Origin of the sequence: Streptomyces sp. CA-251247 (assembly GCF_050952975.1) — a bacterium.
GTDB classification, from domain to species: Bacteria; Actinomycetota; Actinomycetes; order Streptomycetales; family Streptomycetaceae; genus Streptomyces; species Streptomyces achmelvichensis.
The window spans coordinates 1,996,117-2,014,136 of record NZ_CP191861.1 but is presented as its reverse complement, the minus strand read 5'-3'; the positions used below and the strand labels follow the sequence as shown (position 1 = coordinate 2,014,136).

16 protein-coding genes and 1 tRNA gene are annotated in these 18,020 nt (G+C 67.0%); 5 read left to right on the top strand and 12 right to left on the bottom strand.

Annotation, left to right across the window (positions count from 1 at the left end):
- Positions 1 to 3: 3 nt before the first annotated feature.
- The gene (locus ACQPWZ_RS08930; RefSeq protein WP_433571061.1) at positions 4 to 774 is read right to left on the bottom strand and encodes a transcriptional regulator; all 771 of its coding nucleotides are present in this window, start codon (positions 772 to 774) and stop codon (positions 4 to 6) included.
- A 110-nt stretch (positions 775 to 884) separates the two neighbouring features.
- A tRNA-Leu gene (locus tag ACQPWZ_RS08925) sits at positions 885 to 957 on the bottom strand.
- Positions 958 to 1,056: 99 nt separating this feature from the next.
- Between ACQPWZ_RS08925 and ACQPWZ_RS08920 the strand changes: the two genes are divergently transcribed.
- A complete protein-coding gene (locus ACQPWZ_RS08920) occupies positions 1,057 to 1,710 on the top strand; it encodes an ANTAR domain-containing response regulator (RefSeq protein ID WP_383241756.1) in 654 nt (217 codons plus the stop codon).
- A gap of 104 nt (positions 1,711 to 1,814) precedes the next feature.
- Here the strand turns inward: ACQPWZ_RS08920 and ACQPWZ_RS08915 are convergent, their stop codons facing one another.
- From ACQPWZ_RS08915 to ACQPWZ_RS08890, 6 genes are all read right to left on the bottom strand, one after another.
- Positions 1,815 to 2,531: an ABC transporter ATP-binding protein gene (locus tag ACQPWZ_RS08915; RefSeq protein WP_340472527.1), complete on the bottom strand. Its 717-nt coding sequence runs from the start codon at positions 2,529 to 2,531 to the stop codon at positions 1,815 to 1,817.
- The gene (locus ACQPWZ_RS08910; RefSeq protein WP_356699643.1) at positions 2,528 to 3,418 is read right to left on the bottom strand and encodes an ABC transporter ATP-binding protein; all 891 of its coding nucleotides are present in this window, start codon (positions 3,416 to 3,418) and stop codon (positions 2,528 to 2,530) included. Before ACQPWZ_RS08910 ends, ACQPWZ_RS08915 begins: the two co-directional genes overlap by 4 nt.
- A 5-nt stretch (positions 3,419 to 3,423) precedes the next feature.
- On the bottom strand, positions 3,424 to 5,160 hold the full coding sequence (locus ACQPWZ_RS08905; protein WP_433573791.1) for a branched-chain amino acid ABC transporter permease: 1,737 nt from the start codon (positions 5,158 to 5,160) through the stop codon (positions 3,424 to 3,426).
- Positions 5,161 to 5,165: 5 nt separating this feature from the next.
- On the bottom strand, positions 5,166 to 6,098 hold the full coding sequence (locus ACQPWZ_RS08900) for a branched-chain amino acid ABC transporter permease (protein WP_340472526.1): 933 nt from the start codon (positions 6,096 to 6,098) through the stop codon (positions 5,166 to 5,168).
- 101 nt (positions 6,099 to 6,199) lie between these two features.
- Positions 6,200 to 7,429, bottom strand: a complete 1,230-nt coding sequence (locus ACQPWZ_RS08895) for a branched-chain amino acid ABC transporter substrate-binding protein (protein WP_340472525.1) — start codon at positions 7,427 to 7,429, stop codon at positions 6,200 to 6,202.
- Between the two features lie 869 nt (positions 7,430 to 8,298).
- Complete coding sequence (locus ACQPWZ_RS08890) at positions 8,299 to 8,697, bottom strand: hypothetical protein (protein WP_433571060.1); 399 nt, start codon at positions 8,695 to 8,697, stop codon at positions 8,299 to 8,301.
- A gap of 186 nt (positions 8,698 to 8,883) precedes the next feature.
- Here ACQPWZ_RS08890 and ACQPWZ_RS08885 point away from each other — a divergent pair, with 186 nt between their 5' ends.
- From ACQPWZ_RS08885 to ACQPWZ_RS08870, 4 genes are all read left to right on the top strand, one after another.
- Positions 8,884 to 9,078: a hypothetical protein gene (locus ACQPWZ_RS08885; protein WP_340472523.1), complete on the top strand. Its 195-nt coding sequence runs from the start codon at positions 8,884 to 8,886 to the stop codon at positions 9,076 to 9,078.
- Positions 9,079 to 9,148: 70 nt separating this feature from the next.
- A complete protein-coding gene (locus ACQPWZ_RS08880) occupies positions 9,149 to 9,718 on the top strand; it encodes a MauE/DoxX family redox-associated membrane protein (RefSeq protein ID WP_433571059.1) in 570 nt (189 codons plus the stop codon).
- A 10-nt stretch (positions 9,719 to 9,728) separates the two neighbouring features.
- Entirely contained in the window at positions 9,729 to 10,232 is a 504-nt protein-coding gene (locus tag ACQPWZ_RS08875; protein ID WP_433571058.1) for a hypothetical protein, read from the top strand.
- A 2-nt stretch (positions 10,233 to 10,234) separates the two neighbouring features.
- Positions 10,235 to 12,103 (top strand): ABC transporter ATP-binding protein, encoded by a 1,869-nt coding sequence (locus ACQPWZ_RS08870; RefSeq protein WP_433571057.1) that lies wholly within the window; start codon positions 10,235 to 10,237, stop codon positions 12,101 to 12,103.
- An 18-nt stretch (positions 12,104 to 12,121) separates the two neighbouring features.
- Here ACQPWZ_RS08870 and ACQPWZ_RS08865 read toward each other — a convergent pair whose 3' ends face one another.
- The 4 genes from ACQPWZ_RS08865 to ACQPWZ_RS08850 form a co-directional block, all read right to left on the bottom strand.
- On the bottom strand, positions 12,122 to 14,032 hold the full coding sequence (locus tag ACQPWZ_RS08865; RefSeq protein ID WP_433571056.1) for a BTAD domain-containing putative transcriptional regulator: 1,911 nt from the start codon (positions 14,030 to 14,032) through the stop codon (positions 12,122 to 12,124).
- Positions 14,029 to 14,484 carry a S26 family signal peptidase gene (locus ACQPWZ_RS08860; protein WP_433571055.1) on the bottom strand — a complete coding sequence of 152 codons (456 nt, stop codon included), beginning with the start codon at positions 14,482 to 14,484 and terminating at the stop codon, positions 14,029 to 14,031. Before ACQPWZ_RS08860 ends, ACQPWZ_RS08865 begins: the two co-directional genes overlap by 4 nt.
- A 673-nt stretch (positions 14,485 to 15,157) precedes the next feature.
- Complete coding sequence (locus ACQPWZ_RS08855) at positions 15,158 to 15,643, bottom strand: PaaI family thioesterase (RefSeq protein WP_340472517.1); 486 nt, start codon at positions 15,641 to 15,643, stop codon at positions 15,158 to 15,160.
- A gap of 100 nt (positions 15,644 to 15,743) precedes the next feature.
- Complete coding sequence (locus ACQPWZ_RS08850; protein WP_433571054.1) at positions 15,744 to 18,017, bottom strand: FdhF/YdeP family oxidoreductase; 2,274 nt, start codon at positions 18,015 to 18,017, stop codon at positions 15,744 to 15,746.
- Between the last annotated feature and the right edge of the window lie 3 nt (positions 18,018 to 18,020).

Genomic DNA, 18,020 nt, shown 5'->3' with positions numbered 1-18,020 from the left:
GCGTCAGTACTTCGGCCCCACATGTATGTCCATGAGGGCGACGGAGGCGCGGCGGGCGACGGAGATGTTCTGCGCGCCGCGCGACCGGTTGGCGGACTTCCACTCGACGCCCACGGTGTCCAGGGCGCCCGTGAAGAGTCCGATGATGTCGGTCGATGTGTTGGTGAAGAAGTAGCGGGGGTATTCATATCGCTTCCGTTGCCCGTCGATGAGCCGCGTGGTCCAGTTGACGGTGCGGCAACCGTCGGAATGGATCAGCCCGCGAATGAAGTCCCAGGTGCGGGCATCCACGATCTCCTGCTGCCAGAGTTCGAGGACGATGGCGCGCTCGTGCTTCTTACCGCGTCCGTGCTGGGGGAACAGGCAGGGCCAGTGCTTGCTGTACGCCGTCACGTACTGGCAGCCCTCGCTCCGCACACGCATCACCTTGTTGTCGGGGCGGATCGCCCTCATGCTCGCGGCGCAGACCTCGATGAGGCCGGGCCAGGTGTCGGAGCAGGCGATACGGAGGGAGTGGACGCCGCCCCGAAGGAGGCTGATGCAGCCGTCGCCGAGATAGAGCCCCAGGAGATAGGCGTAGGCGGCTGCGTCGTCGGGCGGCCGGGGAACGGCACGGCAGCGCGGGCAGGGCATCGTCCGGTCGAGAGAATCGGGGCGCAGTTGCCAGGACCGGATGGCCGCGCGGGAGATGCCGGTCTGCCGGCTCACGGAGTTCAGGCTCTGACCATGGGCGACGAGTGCCAGCGCCTGCCGACGGGTTTCGGCGTCGTGCATATGGCCGAGCCTCGCGGACAGGCGTCGTTTCCGGTGACCCGCTGCCCAACAGTCACACGTCAGCGTGAAGAATTATTGATTCTCGCGTGACCTTGGAATGTGAGGGAAAGTACCCCGGGTGGGATTCGAACCCACGCTGGATGGTGTTTGAGACCATTGCCTCTACCGCTGGGCTACCGGGGCGCCCTTCGAAACAAAGGATGACGAAGACCCTTCGTGTCCCAACCATACAGGAGCTGGGTAGGCTCATGGGGAGCACCCTGCCTTGGAATGAGGAGTCCCGTGACCGCCCCCGACGCCCCCCAGCCCATCGCCGACGACGACACGTCGCACATCCCCCCGCTCACCACCCGCGTCGTGATCGCGGAGGACGAGGCCCTCATCCGTCTCGACCTCAAAGAGATGCTGGAGGAAGAGGGTTACGCGGTCGTCGGCGAAGCCGGCGACGGACAGCGCGCGGTCGAGCTCGCCCGGGAGCACCGGCCCGACCTGGTCATCCTCGATGTGAAGATGCCGGTCCTGGACGGCATCTCGGCGGCGGAGAAGATCGCCGAGGAGTCCATCGCGCCGGTGCTGATGCTGACCGCGTTCTCGCAGCGCGACCTCGTGGAGCGGGCCAGGGACGCGGGGGCGATGGCCTACCTCGTGAAGCCGTTCAGCAAGAGCGACGTGGTCCCCGCGATCGAGATGGCGGTGTCCCGCTTCACGGAGCTGAAGGCGCTGGAGAAGGAGGTCGCGGACCTCTCGCAGCGGCTGGAGACGCGCAAGCTGGTGGACCGCGCGAAGAGCATTCTGCAGACGCAGTACGGCTTGACGGAGCCGGCCGCGTTCCGCTGGATCCAGAAGACCTCGATGGACCGCAGGCTGTCGATGCAGCAGGTGGCGGAGGCGGTCATCGAGGACGCGGAGGAGAAGAAGGCGGCGAAGGGGCAGTAGATCCCGGCCTCTTGGCTGCCGTACGCCCCGCGCAGTACGTACGAGAAGGGCCCGCACCCCCTGATCCCGGGGTGCGGGCCCTTCTCTGTGCGGGTGCGGGTGGGTCAGTCCTCGCCGAGGTACGTCTTGCGGACGTTCTCGTCGTGCAGCAGGCTCTCGCCCGTGCCGGTGAGCTTGATCTCGCCGACCTCCATCACATGGCCGTAGTCGGCCAGCGAGAGAGCCGCCTGGGCGTTCTGCTCCACCAGAAGAATGGTGGTGCCCCGGGACTTCAGCTCGGAGATCGTCTCCATGATCTTCTGCATCATGATCGGGGAGAGACCCATGGAGGGCTCGTCCAGCATGAGCAGCTTCGGCTGCGACATCAGCGCGCGGCCCATCGCCAGCATCTGCTGCTCACCGCCCGAGAGGGTTCCGGCGGCCTGCTTCCTGCGCTCTCCCAGAATCGGGAACAGGTCGTAGGCGCGCTGGATGTCCTTCTCGATGCCCGCCTTGTCGGTGCGCAGAAACGCGCCGAGCTGGAGGTTCTCGGTGATCGACAGACGCGGGAAGATGTGCCGGCCCTCGGGGGAGTGGGCCAGCCCCAGCGCCACGATCTTGTGGGCGGGAACTCCCGCGAGCGGCTTGCCGTCGAAGACGATCCGCCCTCCGGCGGGCTTCAGCAGTCCGGACAGCGTCCGCAGTGTCGTGGTCTTGCCGGCGCCGTTGGTGCCGATGAGAGTCACGACCTGACCGGCCTCGACGCTGAAGGAGATGCCCTTGACGGCCTCGATCTTGCCGTAGGCGACCCTGAGGTCCTCGACCTCCAGAAGTGCGGTCACTTGGCGTCCCCTTCCGGGCTGGTGGTGCTGGTGGTGCTGGTGGTGCTCTGCGCCTCGGCGGCCGCGACCTCGGCCGCCTCCGCCGCGCCGGGCTCACCCTCGAAGGGCGTTCCCAGGTAGGCGGCCACGACGCGCTCGTCACCCTGGACGACCTGGGGTGTGCCCTCGACGAGCTTTTCGCCCTGGACGAGACAGGCGACGCGGTCGCACAGATTGAAGATGAAGCGCATGTCGTGCTCGATGACGAGTACGGCGATGCCCTGGTCCCGGATGGCGAAGATGAGCTCTTCGGCCGCCCGGGTCTCCTGCGGGTTCATGCCGGCCGTCGGCTCGTCGAGGAGCAGCAGACCGGGATCGCTCGCGAGTGCCCGGGCGATCTCCAGCTTGCGCTGTTCGCCGTAGGGCAGGTTGCGGGCGAGGTGGTCGGCCTTGTGGTCGAGCCCGATGAACTCCAGGAGTTCCATGGCCCGTGCGTGCGACGCGGCTTCGGCCTTCTTGAAGCCGGGGCCGCGCAGCAGGGCCGACCAGAGGCCTTCCTTGGTCCGGGTGTGCCGTCCGACGAGGACGTTCTCCAGAACCGTCATGTTGGCGAAGAGCCTGATGTTCTGGAACGTCCGGGCCACACCGGCCTTGGTGACGAGGTGCGGCTTGGGCGGCAGGACGGAGCCCTTGTATCTGACCTTGCCCTCGGTGGGGATGTACAGACCGGTGAGGCAGTTGAAGAAGGTGGTCTTTCCCGCACCGTTCGGGCCGATGAGGCCGACAATCTCGCCGGCCCTCACCGTGAGGTCGACCGAGCGCACGGCGGTCAGACCGCCGAAGCGCATGGTGACTCCGGTCGCTTCCAGCACGGCCTCGGCCGTGGTGGTCGTGGTGGTGGTCGTCATGTCGTTCACGCCCCAGCCTTGGCGATGCCGACGCCGGAGTCGGGCAGGCCCTTTTCCGGTACGTCGAGTTGATCGGTCTCGTGGTACTCGAGCTGGGCGCGGCGGTTGGCGATGAGGCCCTCCGGGCGGAACCGCATCAGCAGGATCAGCGCGATACCGAAGCCGAGGAGCTGGTAGTCCTGGAGGAACTGCAGCTTCGCCGGGATCATGTAGAGCAGTGTGGCGCCGAGGAGCGGTCCGCTGATGGTGCCCATACCGCCGAGGATGACGGCCGCCAGCAGGAAGGCGGAGTTGGGCGGGACCGGGCCGGCGAACTGGTACATCTCCGGGACGACGGTGTGCTGGACGTGTGCCTGCACGGTGCCGGCGAGGCCGGCGAGGGTCGCACCGAGGGCGAACGCGATGAGCTTGACCCGGAAGCCGTTGATGCCCATGGCGGTCGCGGCGGTCTCGTCCTCGCGGATGGCGACCCAGGCGCGGCCGATGCGGGAGCTGCCCGCCCGGCTGAAGACCAGGACGACCAGGACCATCGCGAGCAGCATCAGCAGGTAGTAGTTGGCGTAGCTGCCGAGTTCGATGCCCGCGATGGTGTGCGACTCCCCGAAGTTGTATCCGAAGAACTCGAGGTCCGGGATGTTCGGGATGCCGTTCGGGCCGTTGGTGATCTGCGGGCCCGAGACGCCGTCGAGGTTGCCCATGGCGATACGGAAGATCTCACCGAAGCCGAGGGTCACGATGGCGAGGTAGTCGCCGCGCAGCCGCAGGGTCGGTGCGCCGATGACGACACCGAAGATCAGTGAGACGGCCGCACCGGTGAGGACGGCGGCCCAGAACGGGAAGTGCACGTCGAACGCGGATGCCGTCGAACCGGAGACGAGGGCCGCGGTGTACGCGCCGACGCCGAGGAAGGCGACGTAGCCGAGGTCGAGCAGGCCCGCGAGGCCGACGACGATGTTCAGGCCCAGGGCGACGGTCGCGAAGATCAGGATGTTGACCGCGATGAGCGTGTACGTGTCGGTGTTCTGGGTGAAGGGGAATGCGGCCGCCGCGACGAAGGCGGCGATGAGGGTCACCTGGCGGTACTTCGTGGTGAGCCCCGACAGCCGCGCGACGAGCCCGGCCTTGAAGAGCGCCGCCACGCCGAAGCCGACGGCGATGAGGTAGCCGGTGAACAGCTCGGCGTACTCGGTGTCGATGCCGTAGGTGATCACATACATGCCGACGGCGAACGCGGCGACCACGATGAGGATCTCGGCCCAGGAGGGGAGTTCCTTGGGTCGCTGCGCCTTGCGGGTGTCGTCGGGGAGCATGAAGGCGGCGACGACGGGGATGGCCGAGGTCACGGCCGCGACATAGCCGCCCGGCTCGAGGTTGATCACACCGCCGAGTTCGACGGCGATGGCGATGACCGTGAACCAGGTGGTGCCGAAGGCGCCCAGGGCCAGCAGCTGCAGGGCCTTGGTGGTGCCTGTCGGGGCGAGCCAGCCGAGGCCCTTGATGCCCAGCGAGGCCAGCGAGAAGAGGACGATGACCAGGCCCGCCACGAGGGTGAGGACCTGAAGCCCGCCCGGGTATCCGTAGACCGTGAGGTCACCGGGGAACTCGGAGGTGTACGTCCAGGACATGAAGGTGCTGGCGATCGTGGCGACTCCGCCGACCGCGGCGAGCCAGCGCAGCGCGGTGACGCGCGAGGCGTTGTCCGACGCGGCGAGGTCGGTCGACTTGGTGATGTCGGTGGTCATCGTTCTCACGCCCGATCCGCGACGCGCTCACCCAACAAGCCCTGCGGCCTGACGAGAAGCACGACGATGAGAAGTACGAATGCCCAGACGTTGGACCAGGCGCCACCGCCGAGCTGCTGCATTCCGGGGATCTCTTCGATGTACGCGATCGACAGGGATTCCGCGAGACCCAGGACGACGCCGCCGACCATGGCTCCGTAGATGTTGCCGATGCCTCCCAGGACCGCGGCGGTGAACGCCTTGAGTCCGAGGATGAAGCCCATCTCGAAGTTGATCTGGCCCTTGTCCAGTCCGTACGCGACCGCGGCGACCGCGGCGAACGCGGCGCCGATGGCGAACGCCATCACGATGATGCGGTCGGTGTTGATACCCATCAGCTTCGCGGTGTCCGGGTCCTGCGCGGTGGCCTGCATGGCCCGGCCGCTGCGGCTCTTCGAGACGAAGACGCCGAGGCCGAGCATGCACAGCGGTGCGAGGACCAGGACGAAGGCGTCGGCGCGCTGGATGCTGAGGTTGTCCAGGATCTTGAAGGACTCGCCGGTGAACTCCGGGAAGCTCCGGGCCGCCTTGGCGTCGGGGTAGAAGCCCCAGATGAGTTGCTGGAGTGCGATGGACAGGCCGATCGCGGTGATCAGGGGCGCCAGCCTGGGGGCGCCTCGCAGCGGCCGGTAGGCAAAGCGTTCCGCGGCGGTGGCAACGGCGACGGAGGCTATGGCGCCGCCGATGATCATGAGGGGTATCGACACCAGAAGTGACGTTCCGCTGGGGAGCATCAAGTAGGTCGTGAGGGCGCCGAAGCCCCCGATCATGAAGATCTCGCCGTGGGCAAAGTTGATGAGCTGGACGATGCCGTAGACCATGGTGTACCCGATGGCGATGAGGCCATAAAGGGCACCGAGGGCAAGGCCGTTGGCCAGCTGTTGCGGCAGTTCGTTCACCGCAGGGCCTCCGATGAGCGTGTCGGATATGACACCGCGCGAGGGCGCTGTTTGCGCCCTCGCGCGGCCTGGTTCATGTGATGCAGGGGTAATGCGGTGGATCAGTCCTCGAACGTGGCGCTCTTGACGTCCTTCCAGTCAGCGCCCGTGACCTTGTAGACGGTCAGCTGCTTGTTCGTGGTGTCACCGAACTCGTCGAAGGCGACCTTGCCGGAGACGCCGTCGAACGACACCTTGGACATGGCCTCGACGACCTTGGCGCGGGCGTCGTCCGGCACCTTGCCGTCGTTGGCCGCGACGACTGCCTTGACCGCCTGGATGATGGCCCATCCGGCGTCGTAGGAGTAGCCGCCGTACGCCGCGTACGGGTCCTTGTAGCCACCGGCCTGGTAGTCGGCGATGAACTTCTTGGCGGTCGGGAGCTTCTCGACCGGGTAGCCGACCGAGGTCGCCAGGTCACCGTCGTTCGCGACACCGGAAGCCTTGATGAAGGCCGGGTCGTAGATGCCGTCGCCACCCATGGTGGGGATCTTGGCTCCGGCCTTCTTGACCTGGTCCGAGAGCAGACCGCCCTCGGGGTACTGGCCACCGAAGTAGACCGAGTCCGCGCCGGACGCCTTGACCTTGTCGGCGGTGGAGGAGAAGTCGGTCTCCTTCACGGTGACGTGGTCGGTGCCGGCGATGGTGCCGCCGAGGCGCTTGAACTCCGCGGAGAAGATCGCGGCGAGGCCGGCGCCGTAGGTCTGCTTGTCGTCGACGACGTAGACCTTCTTCTTCTTGGCGTCGTTGTACAGGTACTGGGCGGCGAACTTGCCCTGGATGACGTCCGTGGTGGCGGTACGGAAGTACGTCTTGAACGGACGCTTCTTCTCGCCCTTGCCCCAGTTGTCGCCCTGGGAGAGGGACGGGTTGGTGTTCGCGGGCGAGACCTGCGTGAGGTTGGCCGTGTTGAACACGCCCTGCATCGACTGGGAAACGCCGGAGTTCAGCGGGCCGACGACACCGAGAACATCCTTGTTGCCTACGAGTTTGGTGGCGTTGGCCTGACCCGAGGCAGGAATTGCCTGGTCGTCGTAGGATTCGACCTTGAATTCAACGCCGGGGACCTCGTTGTTCTTGTTCGCAGTCTTGGCCGCGAGGTCCACGGAGTTCTTGATTCCCTGGCCCAGGGCGGACAGCGAGCCCGTCAGCGGGGCGTCCACACCGATGACCACGGTGGTCTTGCCCCCGCTGTCTTTGCCCTTGTCGTCGTCGCGCGAGCCGCAGGCGGTGAGAGTGAGTGCTCCCGTGGTGACCACGGTGGTGAGAATGAGCAAGGAACGGTTGCGCACGATAAGTCCTTTCCCTGGCGCGGCCCCTCCCCTGAGGTGCCGTTTGGTCGCCGGGCCGTACTGGGGGGTACACGGCCGTGCTTGTGATGCGCCCGGCGGCGCGGTGACTGGCCGTGACTCTAAGCGGAGCCGGCGGGGTCAGGGAGCCGGGAAGTCAGGATGTGACGCTCTTGTTATGCCAAGGCCAAGACTTGGTGGGGGAGTGTGGACAGATCGGGCGCACATTTCACCGGCGTTTCAGCCCACATGGTGAGAACGTGCAGTTCCGCTAAGGGGCTTGGGGCGATCTTGGTACTGACATCGGCAAGATCGAGAAAAGGCCGCACGAAAGCCCATTCGTGACGAGGCGGTGAACTGCCCGGTTGGATTCGGCACTCCTGCTTCCATTACGGAGAGTGACGGTCGGAGCGGTTGTCGCGTCGCCGTGGCATGCCTTCGACGTTCGCTCGCGGCGGCGCGGTGGTCATGATCCAGGCGCGGAGCCGGCCCGGTCGGCGATCGTCGCCGGCGGCGGACCGGCGATGTCCGAACGAGGCGGCGGATCGTCCGACGAGCGCACGATAATCGGTGTTCCATGTACGACTGTCGTGGTCAGAGCCCGACTGAATGGCCGTACTGCGCTGCCTGGTTGACACCCGGACCGCCCGTTCGGTCCCTGTACGTCTCCGGTGTGCCCCGCGCGCAGGCGCACCGTCGGTGGATGCTCCGAAACCATTGAACCGCGGGGAGGGTGCAAGGTGCATCGCGACCCCCACGAGTACAGCGCGTCGCCAACGCGCCGGGATGCGGCGGGTCTTGGCGTCGTCCGCCGCCGCGGCAGCTCTGCGTAACCGCTGCGGCCCGAGGTGCTGAGACACCGCGCCGGTGCGTCATCGCGGTGGGCGCCAGTTCTCCGAGCTGCCGGTGGCCCCGTTCTGAGCGGCACAGCGTTCGCGGGCCTGCTGGTCGATCAACGCGAGGGCCTTGTCACGGCCTTGGCGCCGTTCCTCGGAGCGGCCTGCGGCCACGATCTCCTCGTGGATCGCGTACTGCTCGTTGGACAGGCCCTTCTGTTCCCAGTCGATTCCGGCTGCCTTGCTGCCCTTCAGGGTCTCTTTGGCCCAGTAGGACACGAGTGACGTGCAGATGTCGGCGGGTGAGGACTTCTGGGTCACCGGTGGCGATGCGGCGGGCGCCTCGGGCGAGGAGGAGTGCGTGCAGCCCGCAACAACCAGCGTGACCAGGAGAGCGGAAACGCCACCGGGTCGAGACGAGCGGCTGTGCCCCATGGGGGCACAGTAGGCCGTCACGATCCGTGACACAACACGTCGGTGGGTAGTCGGCACCTCGTCGGCGGCGCGGGCACATACAGCCGGGGCGGCCGCCCTCCGTGGTGTAGCTCAGCTATACGGGCCGGTCTATGCCCCCTCAGTAGCGTGCTGGCTTCTTGGTGACCTCATGGATGGGAGCAAACCTTGACCGGTTTCAGAAGACTCGGTGACCGCGTGCTGGAACGACTGGTGCCGAAGTCGGCAGCGAGCGCGGACACGACCTTCTACGAGTACTGCTACTGCACCCCCGACTGGCGCAGGATCTACCGGCTCTGCCATGTCGTCGGCGGCAGGACGAGCTGCGGCAAGTGCGAGAACGTCCGCGCCATCGGCTGCTAGGAGTGCGCGGGCGGGCCGCGGCCTCACGAGGAGCTGCCCGCCTCGCACCTCGGATCTTCAAGGACTCAGCGTGAGCTACCTGGTATTCGCATGCCGGATTCTGTTGTTCGGCGTCTTTTTCGTCGCGCTCTTCGGGAAGGTGCGCAGCAGGTCGGCGTTCCACGAGTTCGCCAGGTCGATCGTGGAGCTGCGGCTCTTCTCGCGAAGGATGTCGCGGCGGGCCGCGGGTGGAGTGGCTGTCACCGAGGTCGCGGTCCTCGTGCTGCTCGTGCCGACGCAGGCCGTGTGGGCCGGATTCGCTCTCGCGACTGCCCTGCTTCTCGCCTTCACCTCGGGAATATTGATCGCGCTCCATGGCGGCCGGCGCGGGACCTGCCGATGCTTCGGCGCCTCGGCCGCGCCTCTGTCCATGCTGCACGTTGTTCGCAACCTGATTCTGGCTGCCGTCGGTGTGAGCGGTTTCGTGGCGATGGCGGCGGCATCCCCGAATGCCGTGCCGAGCCATGCGGGCGGGGCTGTCGTCGTGTCGGCTGCCGCGCTCGTCACGGTGCTTGTCGTGGTGAGGCTCGACGACCTGGCTGCTCTCTTCACCACTCGCCCGGCAATCCCGGCCGCTCAGGCGCGCGCCGGCAACAAGTGAGGTGTTCTCCATGGCATTTCTGATGGCGGTCGTTGCTCTCGTGGGCGCTCTGTGTCTCTTCGACCTTCTGCTCACGTTCGCCGTACTGCGGAGGCTGCGCGAACACACGGCCGAACTCGAACGCTTGGGCGGGCGGCCGAGTTTTGTGGCCCCCGACGCTGGTGTGCTGATCGGTCGCAGGATCGCCGAAGCGGCATCCGCTCATGCGTCGAGGCTCGTGGCGTTCTTCGACGCCCAGTGCGAGACGTGCCATGAGCACGCTCCCGCGTTCGCGGCTCGCGCACAGGCTCACGGCGGGCTGGCAGTGGTCTCCGGCAAGGGTGACCTGGCCGACGAACTCATCGGCCATGTCGATGCGCACGCTGCCGTCATCCGTGGGGAAGAGGCGACGCGGCTGGTGAGCGCCATGGACATCCAGGCGTTCCCGACCTTCGTGCTGGTCGACGAAGAGGGTTACGTCGTATCGGCCGCCACCGAGTTGGCGGAGTTGGCTGAGCCGACGGCGGCGGTGTGAAGGTGCCTCGTGCCACTCTGGACCAGGGCGGCGAAACCCGCTCTCGGCTCCTGCTGCGGCATGTGGTGGCCGCCTGGTTGCTCTGCTGGCGTGCCGGTCGGCTCCCGGCTGCGGGGTATCTGCTGATCACCGTGGTGTCCGGGCTGCTGCCGGCAGCCACGACCTGGTTCACGAAGTTCGTCGTCGACGACCTCGCAGCGGCCCGGACGGACGGTGTCCTGACGTGGGCGGCGTGTCTGGCTGCGGTCGGTCTCATCGCCGGCGTGCTGCCTCATCTGGGCGCCTTCCTGCAGAACGAACTCGCCCGCAGGCTGGATCGGTTGATGCAGGACGGTCTGTACAGCACGATCAATCGATTCCAGGGATTGTCGCGCTTCGAGGACCCGGAGTTCCGGAACGACGTCAGCATGGCCCAGCAGGCGTCGGGCGGCGCGATGGGACCCGTCACCACGGGCTTGTTCGACACGGCGCGCAACGCCATCGCCCTGGTGAGCCTACTGGGGACGCTGTCCGTGCTCAGCCCTGTCATGGCCGGACTCGTGACGATGGCCGCCGTGCCTGCTCTGATCGCCCGGCTGTCTCTGTCGAGGCGAAGAGTGGGGATGCTCGCCGGGGTCTCCTCCGCCACGCGCCGCCAGGTCTTCTATTCCCTTCTGATGACCGATGTGCGGAGTGCGAAGGAAACCAGGCTGTTCGGGCTGGGCGACTTCCTGCGGGAGCGGATGCTCGGAGAACTTGCCGTCGTTCAGGCGGGTGAGCGCCGCCTGGACAGGCGAGAAGCCCGCACACAGTCACTGCTCGCGTTCCTCTCCACCCTGGTCGCCGGGGCGGGACTTCTGTGGGCGGTACGGGCGGCGGTGAACGGGACGCTGAGCGTCGGAGATGTGACGGCGTTCGTCGCAGCCGTGACCGGAACGCAGAGCGCCTTGGCAGGACTGGTGGACAACGTGGCGATGGCTCACCAGGCGCTGCTCGTCTTCGGGTACCACGACAAGGTGCTGTCACTGCCGGACGACCTGCCGTCCGCCCCGGGAACAGCAAGCGAGACGCTTCCGGCGTTGCGCCACGGAATCGAACTGCGGGACGTCTGGTTCCGCTACGACGACAGTCATCCCTGGGTCCTCAATGGGCTCGATCTGACGATTCCCAAGGGAAGTTCGGTCGCGGTCGTGGGCCTGAACGGCGCGGGCAAGAGCACGCTGATCAAGCTGCTCTGCCGCTTCTACGATCCGACCCGGGGAGTGATTCTCTGGGACGGCATCGACATCCGCGATGTGCCGCCCCAGGAGCTGAGGCGTCGGATGGGCGTGCTGTTCCAGGACTACATGTGCTACGACCTGACGGCGGCGGAGAACATCGGAGTGGGCGCGCTGGAGTCGATGGAGGACCGGCCGGGGCTCAAGGAGGCCGCACGCCGCGCTGACGTCGACACGACCGTCGAGGGCCTGCCCCGCGGCTACGACACACTGCTCAGCCGGATCTTCGCCGATCCGGCGGACGAGGATCCGCAGTCGGGCGTCGTGCTCTCCGGCGGCCAGTGGCAGCGGCTCGCGCTGGCTCGTACCCTGCTGCGCGACCAGCGCGACCTGTTGATCCTTGACGAGCCGAGTGCCGGACTTGACGCAGAGGCCGAGTACGAGATCCACCACAGACTGCGCAAGCACCGCGTCGACCGGACCAGCCTTCTCGTCTCCCACCGACTCGGCGCGGTCCGTGAGGCCCAGATGATCGTGGTGCTGGAAGGCGGCAGGATCGTGGAGCAGGGCACGCACGACGAGCTCATGGTCGCCGGCCGGGGCTACGCCCGTCTGTTCGCGATTCAGGCCGAGGGATACCGCGGCACGGACGAGTCGGCGGTGGCATCGGCCTGAGACGCCATGAGCCTGCCATCAGCGGCGGGGCCGGGTGAGGACCAGTCTCGTCGAGGCATGAGGCGGCAGCCGTTCATGGTCGGCAAGCTCCCTGGCATAGAGCCGGACGAGATCAGGCATGCGGTACACATCCTGACCTACGGGGTCCAAGAGGCCGACGGCGACGAGTTCGTCGAGTATCCGCTCGGAGGTTGTCGGATTCGATCCGATCGTCTCTGCGGCGAGGGCTGCGGTGAAAGGAGAGCTCAGGAAGCTGAGCCGACGAAAGGCCTCGGCGGCCGCTTCGTGCTCCGGGTCCCTCCGTAACAGCTCTTCGTAGCTGGTGGCGTAACACGAACGCATGGCCAGGTCGGCGACCTGTAGTTCGTCCAGTCGCCGCTCGGACTTGCGCAGGCGGCCCGTCAGGCCTGAGAGATGCCAGCCGGGCCGGCTGATACATCGCGCACCGACGATGGTGAGGGCGAGTGGATTGCCCTGACAGAGGCGGGAGATCTCCGAGGCCATGTCCGGCTCTGCGGCAACCCGCCGCTCGCCGATCAACTGGGCCAGCATATGGACGGAGTCCATGCTGTTCAGAGGGGCAACCGGAATGCGGACGGCGTCCAAGGCGGGAAGGGTGCTCCGGCTCGTGACGAGCACCGCGCAGTTGCCTTCGGCGGGCAGAAGCGGAGCCACCTGATTTCGGTGAAGCACATTGTCCAGGACGATCAGGGTGCGTCGTCCTGCCAGCATGGACTGATAGCGGGCGGCGGCCTCGGCCGGATCGGTGGGCACGTCGTCACGGGGCACGCCGAGGGCACGCAGAAAGCGGCCCAGTACCTCGACCGGAAGAGGTGCTCGCGCACCGAATCCGGTGTCCTGCAGATCGGCATAGAGCTGGCCGTCGACGTACGACTCCGCCATGGCATGCGCGATGCGCAGGGCGAGCGCGGACTTGCCTCGCCCACCGGGACCGTGCAGCAGCATCACCGGCGCGCTCGCTCTTTCCCCGGATGGCGAATTCAGGACCTGCCTCGCATCGGCCAACTCCTGCTCCCGCCCGACGAAGACCGTGGATTTTCTCGGTAACTGTCGAGGTGCTTCAGGTACGGGCCGGGCGGCGGACCTCGCCAGGTTGGCGGTGATGCGGGCAGGCATCAACTCGGGATCTCTGCGCAGTATTGCCTGATGCGTGTTGCTGAGTTCCTGCCCGGGGTCCATGCCGAGTTCGTCCCGCAGCGTTGCCCGGACATCCGTGAAGGCTCCCAGGGCACTCGCCACGTCACCGCTCTGATAGAGGGCGACCATCAGTTGCCGGTGAAGTCGCTCACGGAGCGGATGCTTTCGCACGACCCTGCGCAACGGCTCGACCACCGCGGCGCCCTGGCCGAGAGCGAGTTCCGTGTCCGCGTAGCCTTCGACCGCGTTCAGATACTGCTCGATGAGACTCGCCGTGGCTTCTCGCAGAGTCGGCCCCGCCATGACGTCCTCGAACGGATCGCCCCGCCACAGAGCCAAGGCGCTCCTGAACGACTGTGCGGAGCCGGTCATGTCCCGTCGCACGGAGGCTCGGCGTCCCTGCTCTGTGAGCGCGAGGAATCGCGGGATGTCGAACTCGTCGTCCGTCAGGCGGAGTGCGTAGCCGGACCGGGAGGTGATGAGCCTCGGGGGGCCCGAAGCCTCGACCGGCTGAAGGAGCCGGCGCAGTTGCATGACGTAGGTGCGCAGATTGGGTACTGCCGACTGAGGTGGCTCGCCGCCCCAGACCTCGTCGAGCAGTGCCGATACAGGAACGGCGTTGCCCCGGTGGGTGATGAGCATCGCCACAACCGTGCGCTGCTTCTCGGCTGCTATGGGAATCGGGCGACCGTCCGTCAGAATACTGAGTGGCCCAAGAGTGCGAAATTGTACACTCCTGGACTTCCCGTAGTCGACGCTTTTCCGACTCACAATTCTCGACCCCCCAGTCGGCGAATTACCACTCCCAGGACGTGTTCGGTCGGGAAGAATCCACGATGCCGAGAATCGATGCTGTCGTGGTTGTCCCCGAAAACGACCATGGATTCCTGAGGTACCTGAGCGAGTTCTTGGGCACCCGGTATTCCGTCGGGTACCGGGTCTCCTGGAAGGGCGGCAACCCGCTTGATGTTCCATTGCTTCTCGTCGAGCGATTCGTATCGTCCATCGTGAATCTTCGGCGGCTGAATGACCACGATATCTCGGCGTCGTATCTCGCTGATTCTGCGACGCTTGACCACGACCTGATCCCCGGGTGAAAGCGTCGGTGTCATACTGGTGCCCTCGACGGTCACAATGACGAAGCTGCTGCGCGCCCGCCGTACGGCGAGGAGGACTCCGCCGGTGATGGATAAGAGTCCTCCAGCGATCCACAGAACATACATGGCCGTGCCTCCGTCATTCCCCCGGTTGGAATGATCGTGCACAGCGTCGGATGCGCCTGTCAACGGCGTTTTTTATGACGCCGAAGGCCTGCTGGTGGCATAGCGTGACCGACCGTGAACGCCATAAGCAATGAACCGCTGCACTATGGATATATCGGGCAATTCGTCGATCCGACGCGCCCCAGCCGGGTGCGCAAGTCATTTCGTCCGGACTGTACCCGGAATATATCGATCGCAATATCTCAGACGGTTACCTTTGCGTTGTTCCTTGCTGGACACACATAGGCCGTTGAAAGGGAGACCGTGATCGGATTCATCGAAACAGCCGGCGACAAGCTGCTGAGTATCTTCGTGCCGAAGGTGGTGGCCAAGGCGGACACCACCTTCGAAACGATCTGCTACTGCTTGCCCAACGGCTTCTACATGCGCAAGGTGTGCCACGTAGTCGGTGGGCACACCGCGTGCGGAAAGTGCTACATAAGCTCGCCGTGTCGATAAATCGGAGCGGCTCTTCATGCCCCCCGGGGCTGTGAGGAATCGCTGTGGGCCGATGAGCTGCCATCGGCCCGACCGGCGGCCCTGACCGCCGTTCGCGGTCGGGGTTCACGATCCGGTCGCGTTCGCGAGTCCGCGGCCGCGATCGTGGGCAGCCGCTTCACGCGGGCAAGGCCCGTCAGGTGGTCTGCCCGCCAGTGGCGGGCGCTCCGCCCGCGTCCCGCAGCAGACACGTCAGCCGCGCCGTGCACACCCTCTTGCCCTGCTCGTCCGTGATCACGATCTCGTACGTCGCCGTCGAGCGGCCCCGGTGCACCGGCGTCGCCACCCCGGTCACCGTGCCCGAACGCACGCCCCGGTGGTGCGTGCAGTTGAGGTCCACCCCGACCGCGATCTTGCTCGTGCCGCCGTGCAGCATCGAGCCCACGGAGCCGAGCGTCTCGGCGAGGACGGCCGAGGCGCCGCCGTGCAGCAGTCCGTACGGCTGGGTGTTGCCCTCGACGGGCATCGTCCCGACCACCCGCTCCGCCGAGGCGTCGGTGATCTCCACGCCCATGCGGTCGCCCAGGGTCCCGGCCGAGAAGAGCGCGGGCAGGTCGACCCCGAGCTCCGCGTACTCGTCGATGACCTCTTGCGGGAAGTTGACGGTCTTCTGCTCGCCCATGGGGCCCTGCTCCGATCTGCTGCCTTGCGTGCTGTGTGCACCGTCTTACCAGATGCCTGAGCGAACGCTTAGCCCGGGCGGGATCATTCCCGCCCCGCCGTCATCCGGCCTGCTCGAACCGCACCACCACGGACTTGCTCGCCGGTGTGTTGCTGGTGTCCGCGGTCGAGTCCAGCGGCACCAGCACATTGGTCTCCGGGTAGTACGCCGCCGCGCAGCCCCGGGCGGTCGGGTAGTGGACCACCCGGAAACCGGGGGCCCGCCGCTCCACGCCGTCCTTCCACTCGCTGACCAGATCGGTGTACGAGCCGTCGCCGAGGCCCAGCTCGGCCGCGTCGTCCGGATTCACCAGGACCACCCGGCGGCCGCCCTTGATCCCGCGGTAGCGGTCGTCGAGGCCGTAGATCGTGGTGTTGTACTGATCGTGCGAACGCAGGGTCTGCAGCAGCAGCCGGCCCTCGGGCACCTTCGGGTACTCGATGGGCGCGGCCGTGAAGTTGGCCCTGCCGGTGGCCGTCGGGAAGCGCCGTTCGTCGCGCGGGGCGTGCGGCAGCGTGAACCCGCCGGGCCGGGCGATCTTCGTGTTGAAGTCCTCGAAGCCCGGCACCACGCGCGCGATGCGGTCCCGGATCGTTCCGTAGTCCTTCTCGAACTCCTCCCAGGGCGTCAGCGACTCCGGTCCCAGTACCGCCCGCGCCAGCCGTGCGACGATCGCCGGCTCGGAGAGCAGATGGGGGCTCGCCGGGGTGAGGTTGCCGCGCGAGGCGTGCACCATGCCCATCGAGTCCTCGACGGTCACCACCTGGCGTCCGCCGGCCTGGACGTCCTTGTCAGTGCGCCCCAGCGTGGGAAGGATCAGGGCCCGCGCACCCGTGACGGCGTGCGAGCGGTTCAGCTTGGTCGAGACATGGACCGTGAGCCGGGCCCGGCGCACGGCCGCCTCGGTGACCTCGGTATCGGGTGTGGCGCCCACGAAGTTGCCGCCCATGGCGAAGAAGACCTTCGCCTCGCCGTCCCGGAGCGCCCGGATCGACCGTACGACGTCGAATCCGTGGTGGCGCGGCGGCGCGAAGCCGAACTCCCGCTCCAGAGCGTCCAGGAACGCCGGGGCGGGCCGCTCGAAGATGCCCATGGTGCGGTCGCCCTGGACGTTGGAGTGTCCGCGCACCGGACACACACCGGCGCCCGGACGGCCGATGTTGCCGCGCAGCAGCAGGAAGTTGACCACTTCGCGGATCGTCGCCACGGAGTGCTTGTGCTGGGTCAGGCCCATCGCCCAGCACACGACGGTCCGCTCCGACTCGAGCACCATCGCCAGCGCCCGCTCGATGGCGGCCCGGTCCAGGCCGGTGGCGGCCAGCGTCTCGTCCCAGTCGGCGTCCCGGGCCGCGGCGGCGAACTCCTCGTACCCGTGGGTGTGTTCGCGGACGAACTCCTCGTCGACGGCCCCCTCCGCCTCCAGGACCAGCTTGTTCAGCAGCCGGAACAGGGCCTGGTCACCGCCTATGCGGATCTGCAGGAACAGATCGTTGAGGGCGACGCCCTTGATCATGCCGAGCGGGGTCTGCGGATTCTTGAACCGCTCCATCCCCGCCTCGGGCAGCGGGTTCACCGACATGATCCGCGCGCCCGCCGCCTTGGCCTTCTCCAGGGCGGAGAGCATCCGGGGGTGGTTGGTGCCGGGGTTCTGGCCCGCCACGATGATCAGGTCCGCCTGGTGGAGATCCTCCAGCGAGACACTGCCCTTGCCTATGCCGATCGTCTCGGTCAGCGCCGAGCCGGAGGACTCATGGCACATGTTCGAGCAGTCGGGCAGGTTGTTGGTGCCGAACTCGCGGGCGAAGAGCTGGAGCAGGAACGCCGTTTCGTTGCTCGTGCGGCCCGAGGTGTAGAACAGCGCCTCGTCGGGGGAGGAGAGCGCGGTCAGCTCCTCGGCGATGATCTCGAAGGCCCGCTCCCAGGCGACCGCCTCGTACCGGTCGGCGCCCTCGGGCAGATACATGGGCTGGGTGATCCGGCCCTGCTGACCGAGCCAGTACCCACTGCGCGAGGCCAGGTCCGCGAGCGGGTGTGCGGCGAAGAAGTCGGGGGTGACCCGCCGCAGCGTCGCCTCCTCGGCGACCGCCTTCGCGCCGTTCTCGCAGAACTCCGCCGTGTGCCGGTGATCACCCTCCGGCCAGGCGCACCCGGGGCAGTCGAAGCCGTCCTCCTGGTTGACCTTGAGGAGGGTCTGCGCGGTTCGCCGCAGGCCCATCTGCTGCTGGGCGATCTTGAGTGTGTACCCGACGGCGGGCAGGCCGGCCGCCGCGTGCTGCGGCTCGGCGACCTGCGGAGCGTCCTGGACCGGATCACCTGCGGGCGGCTTGCTGGCCATCGT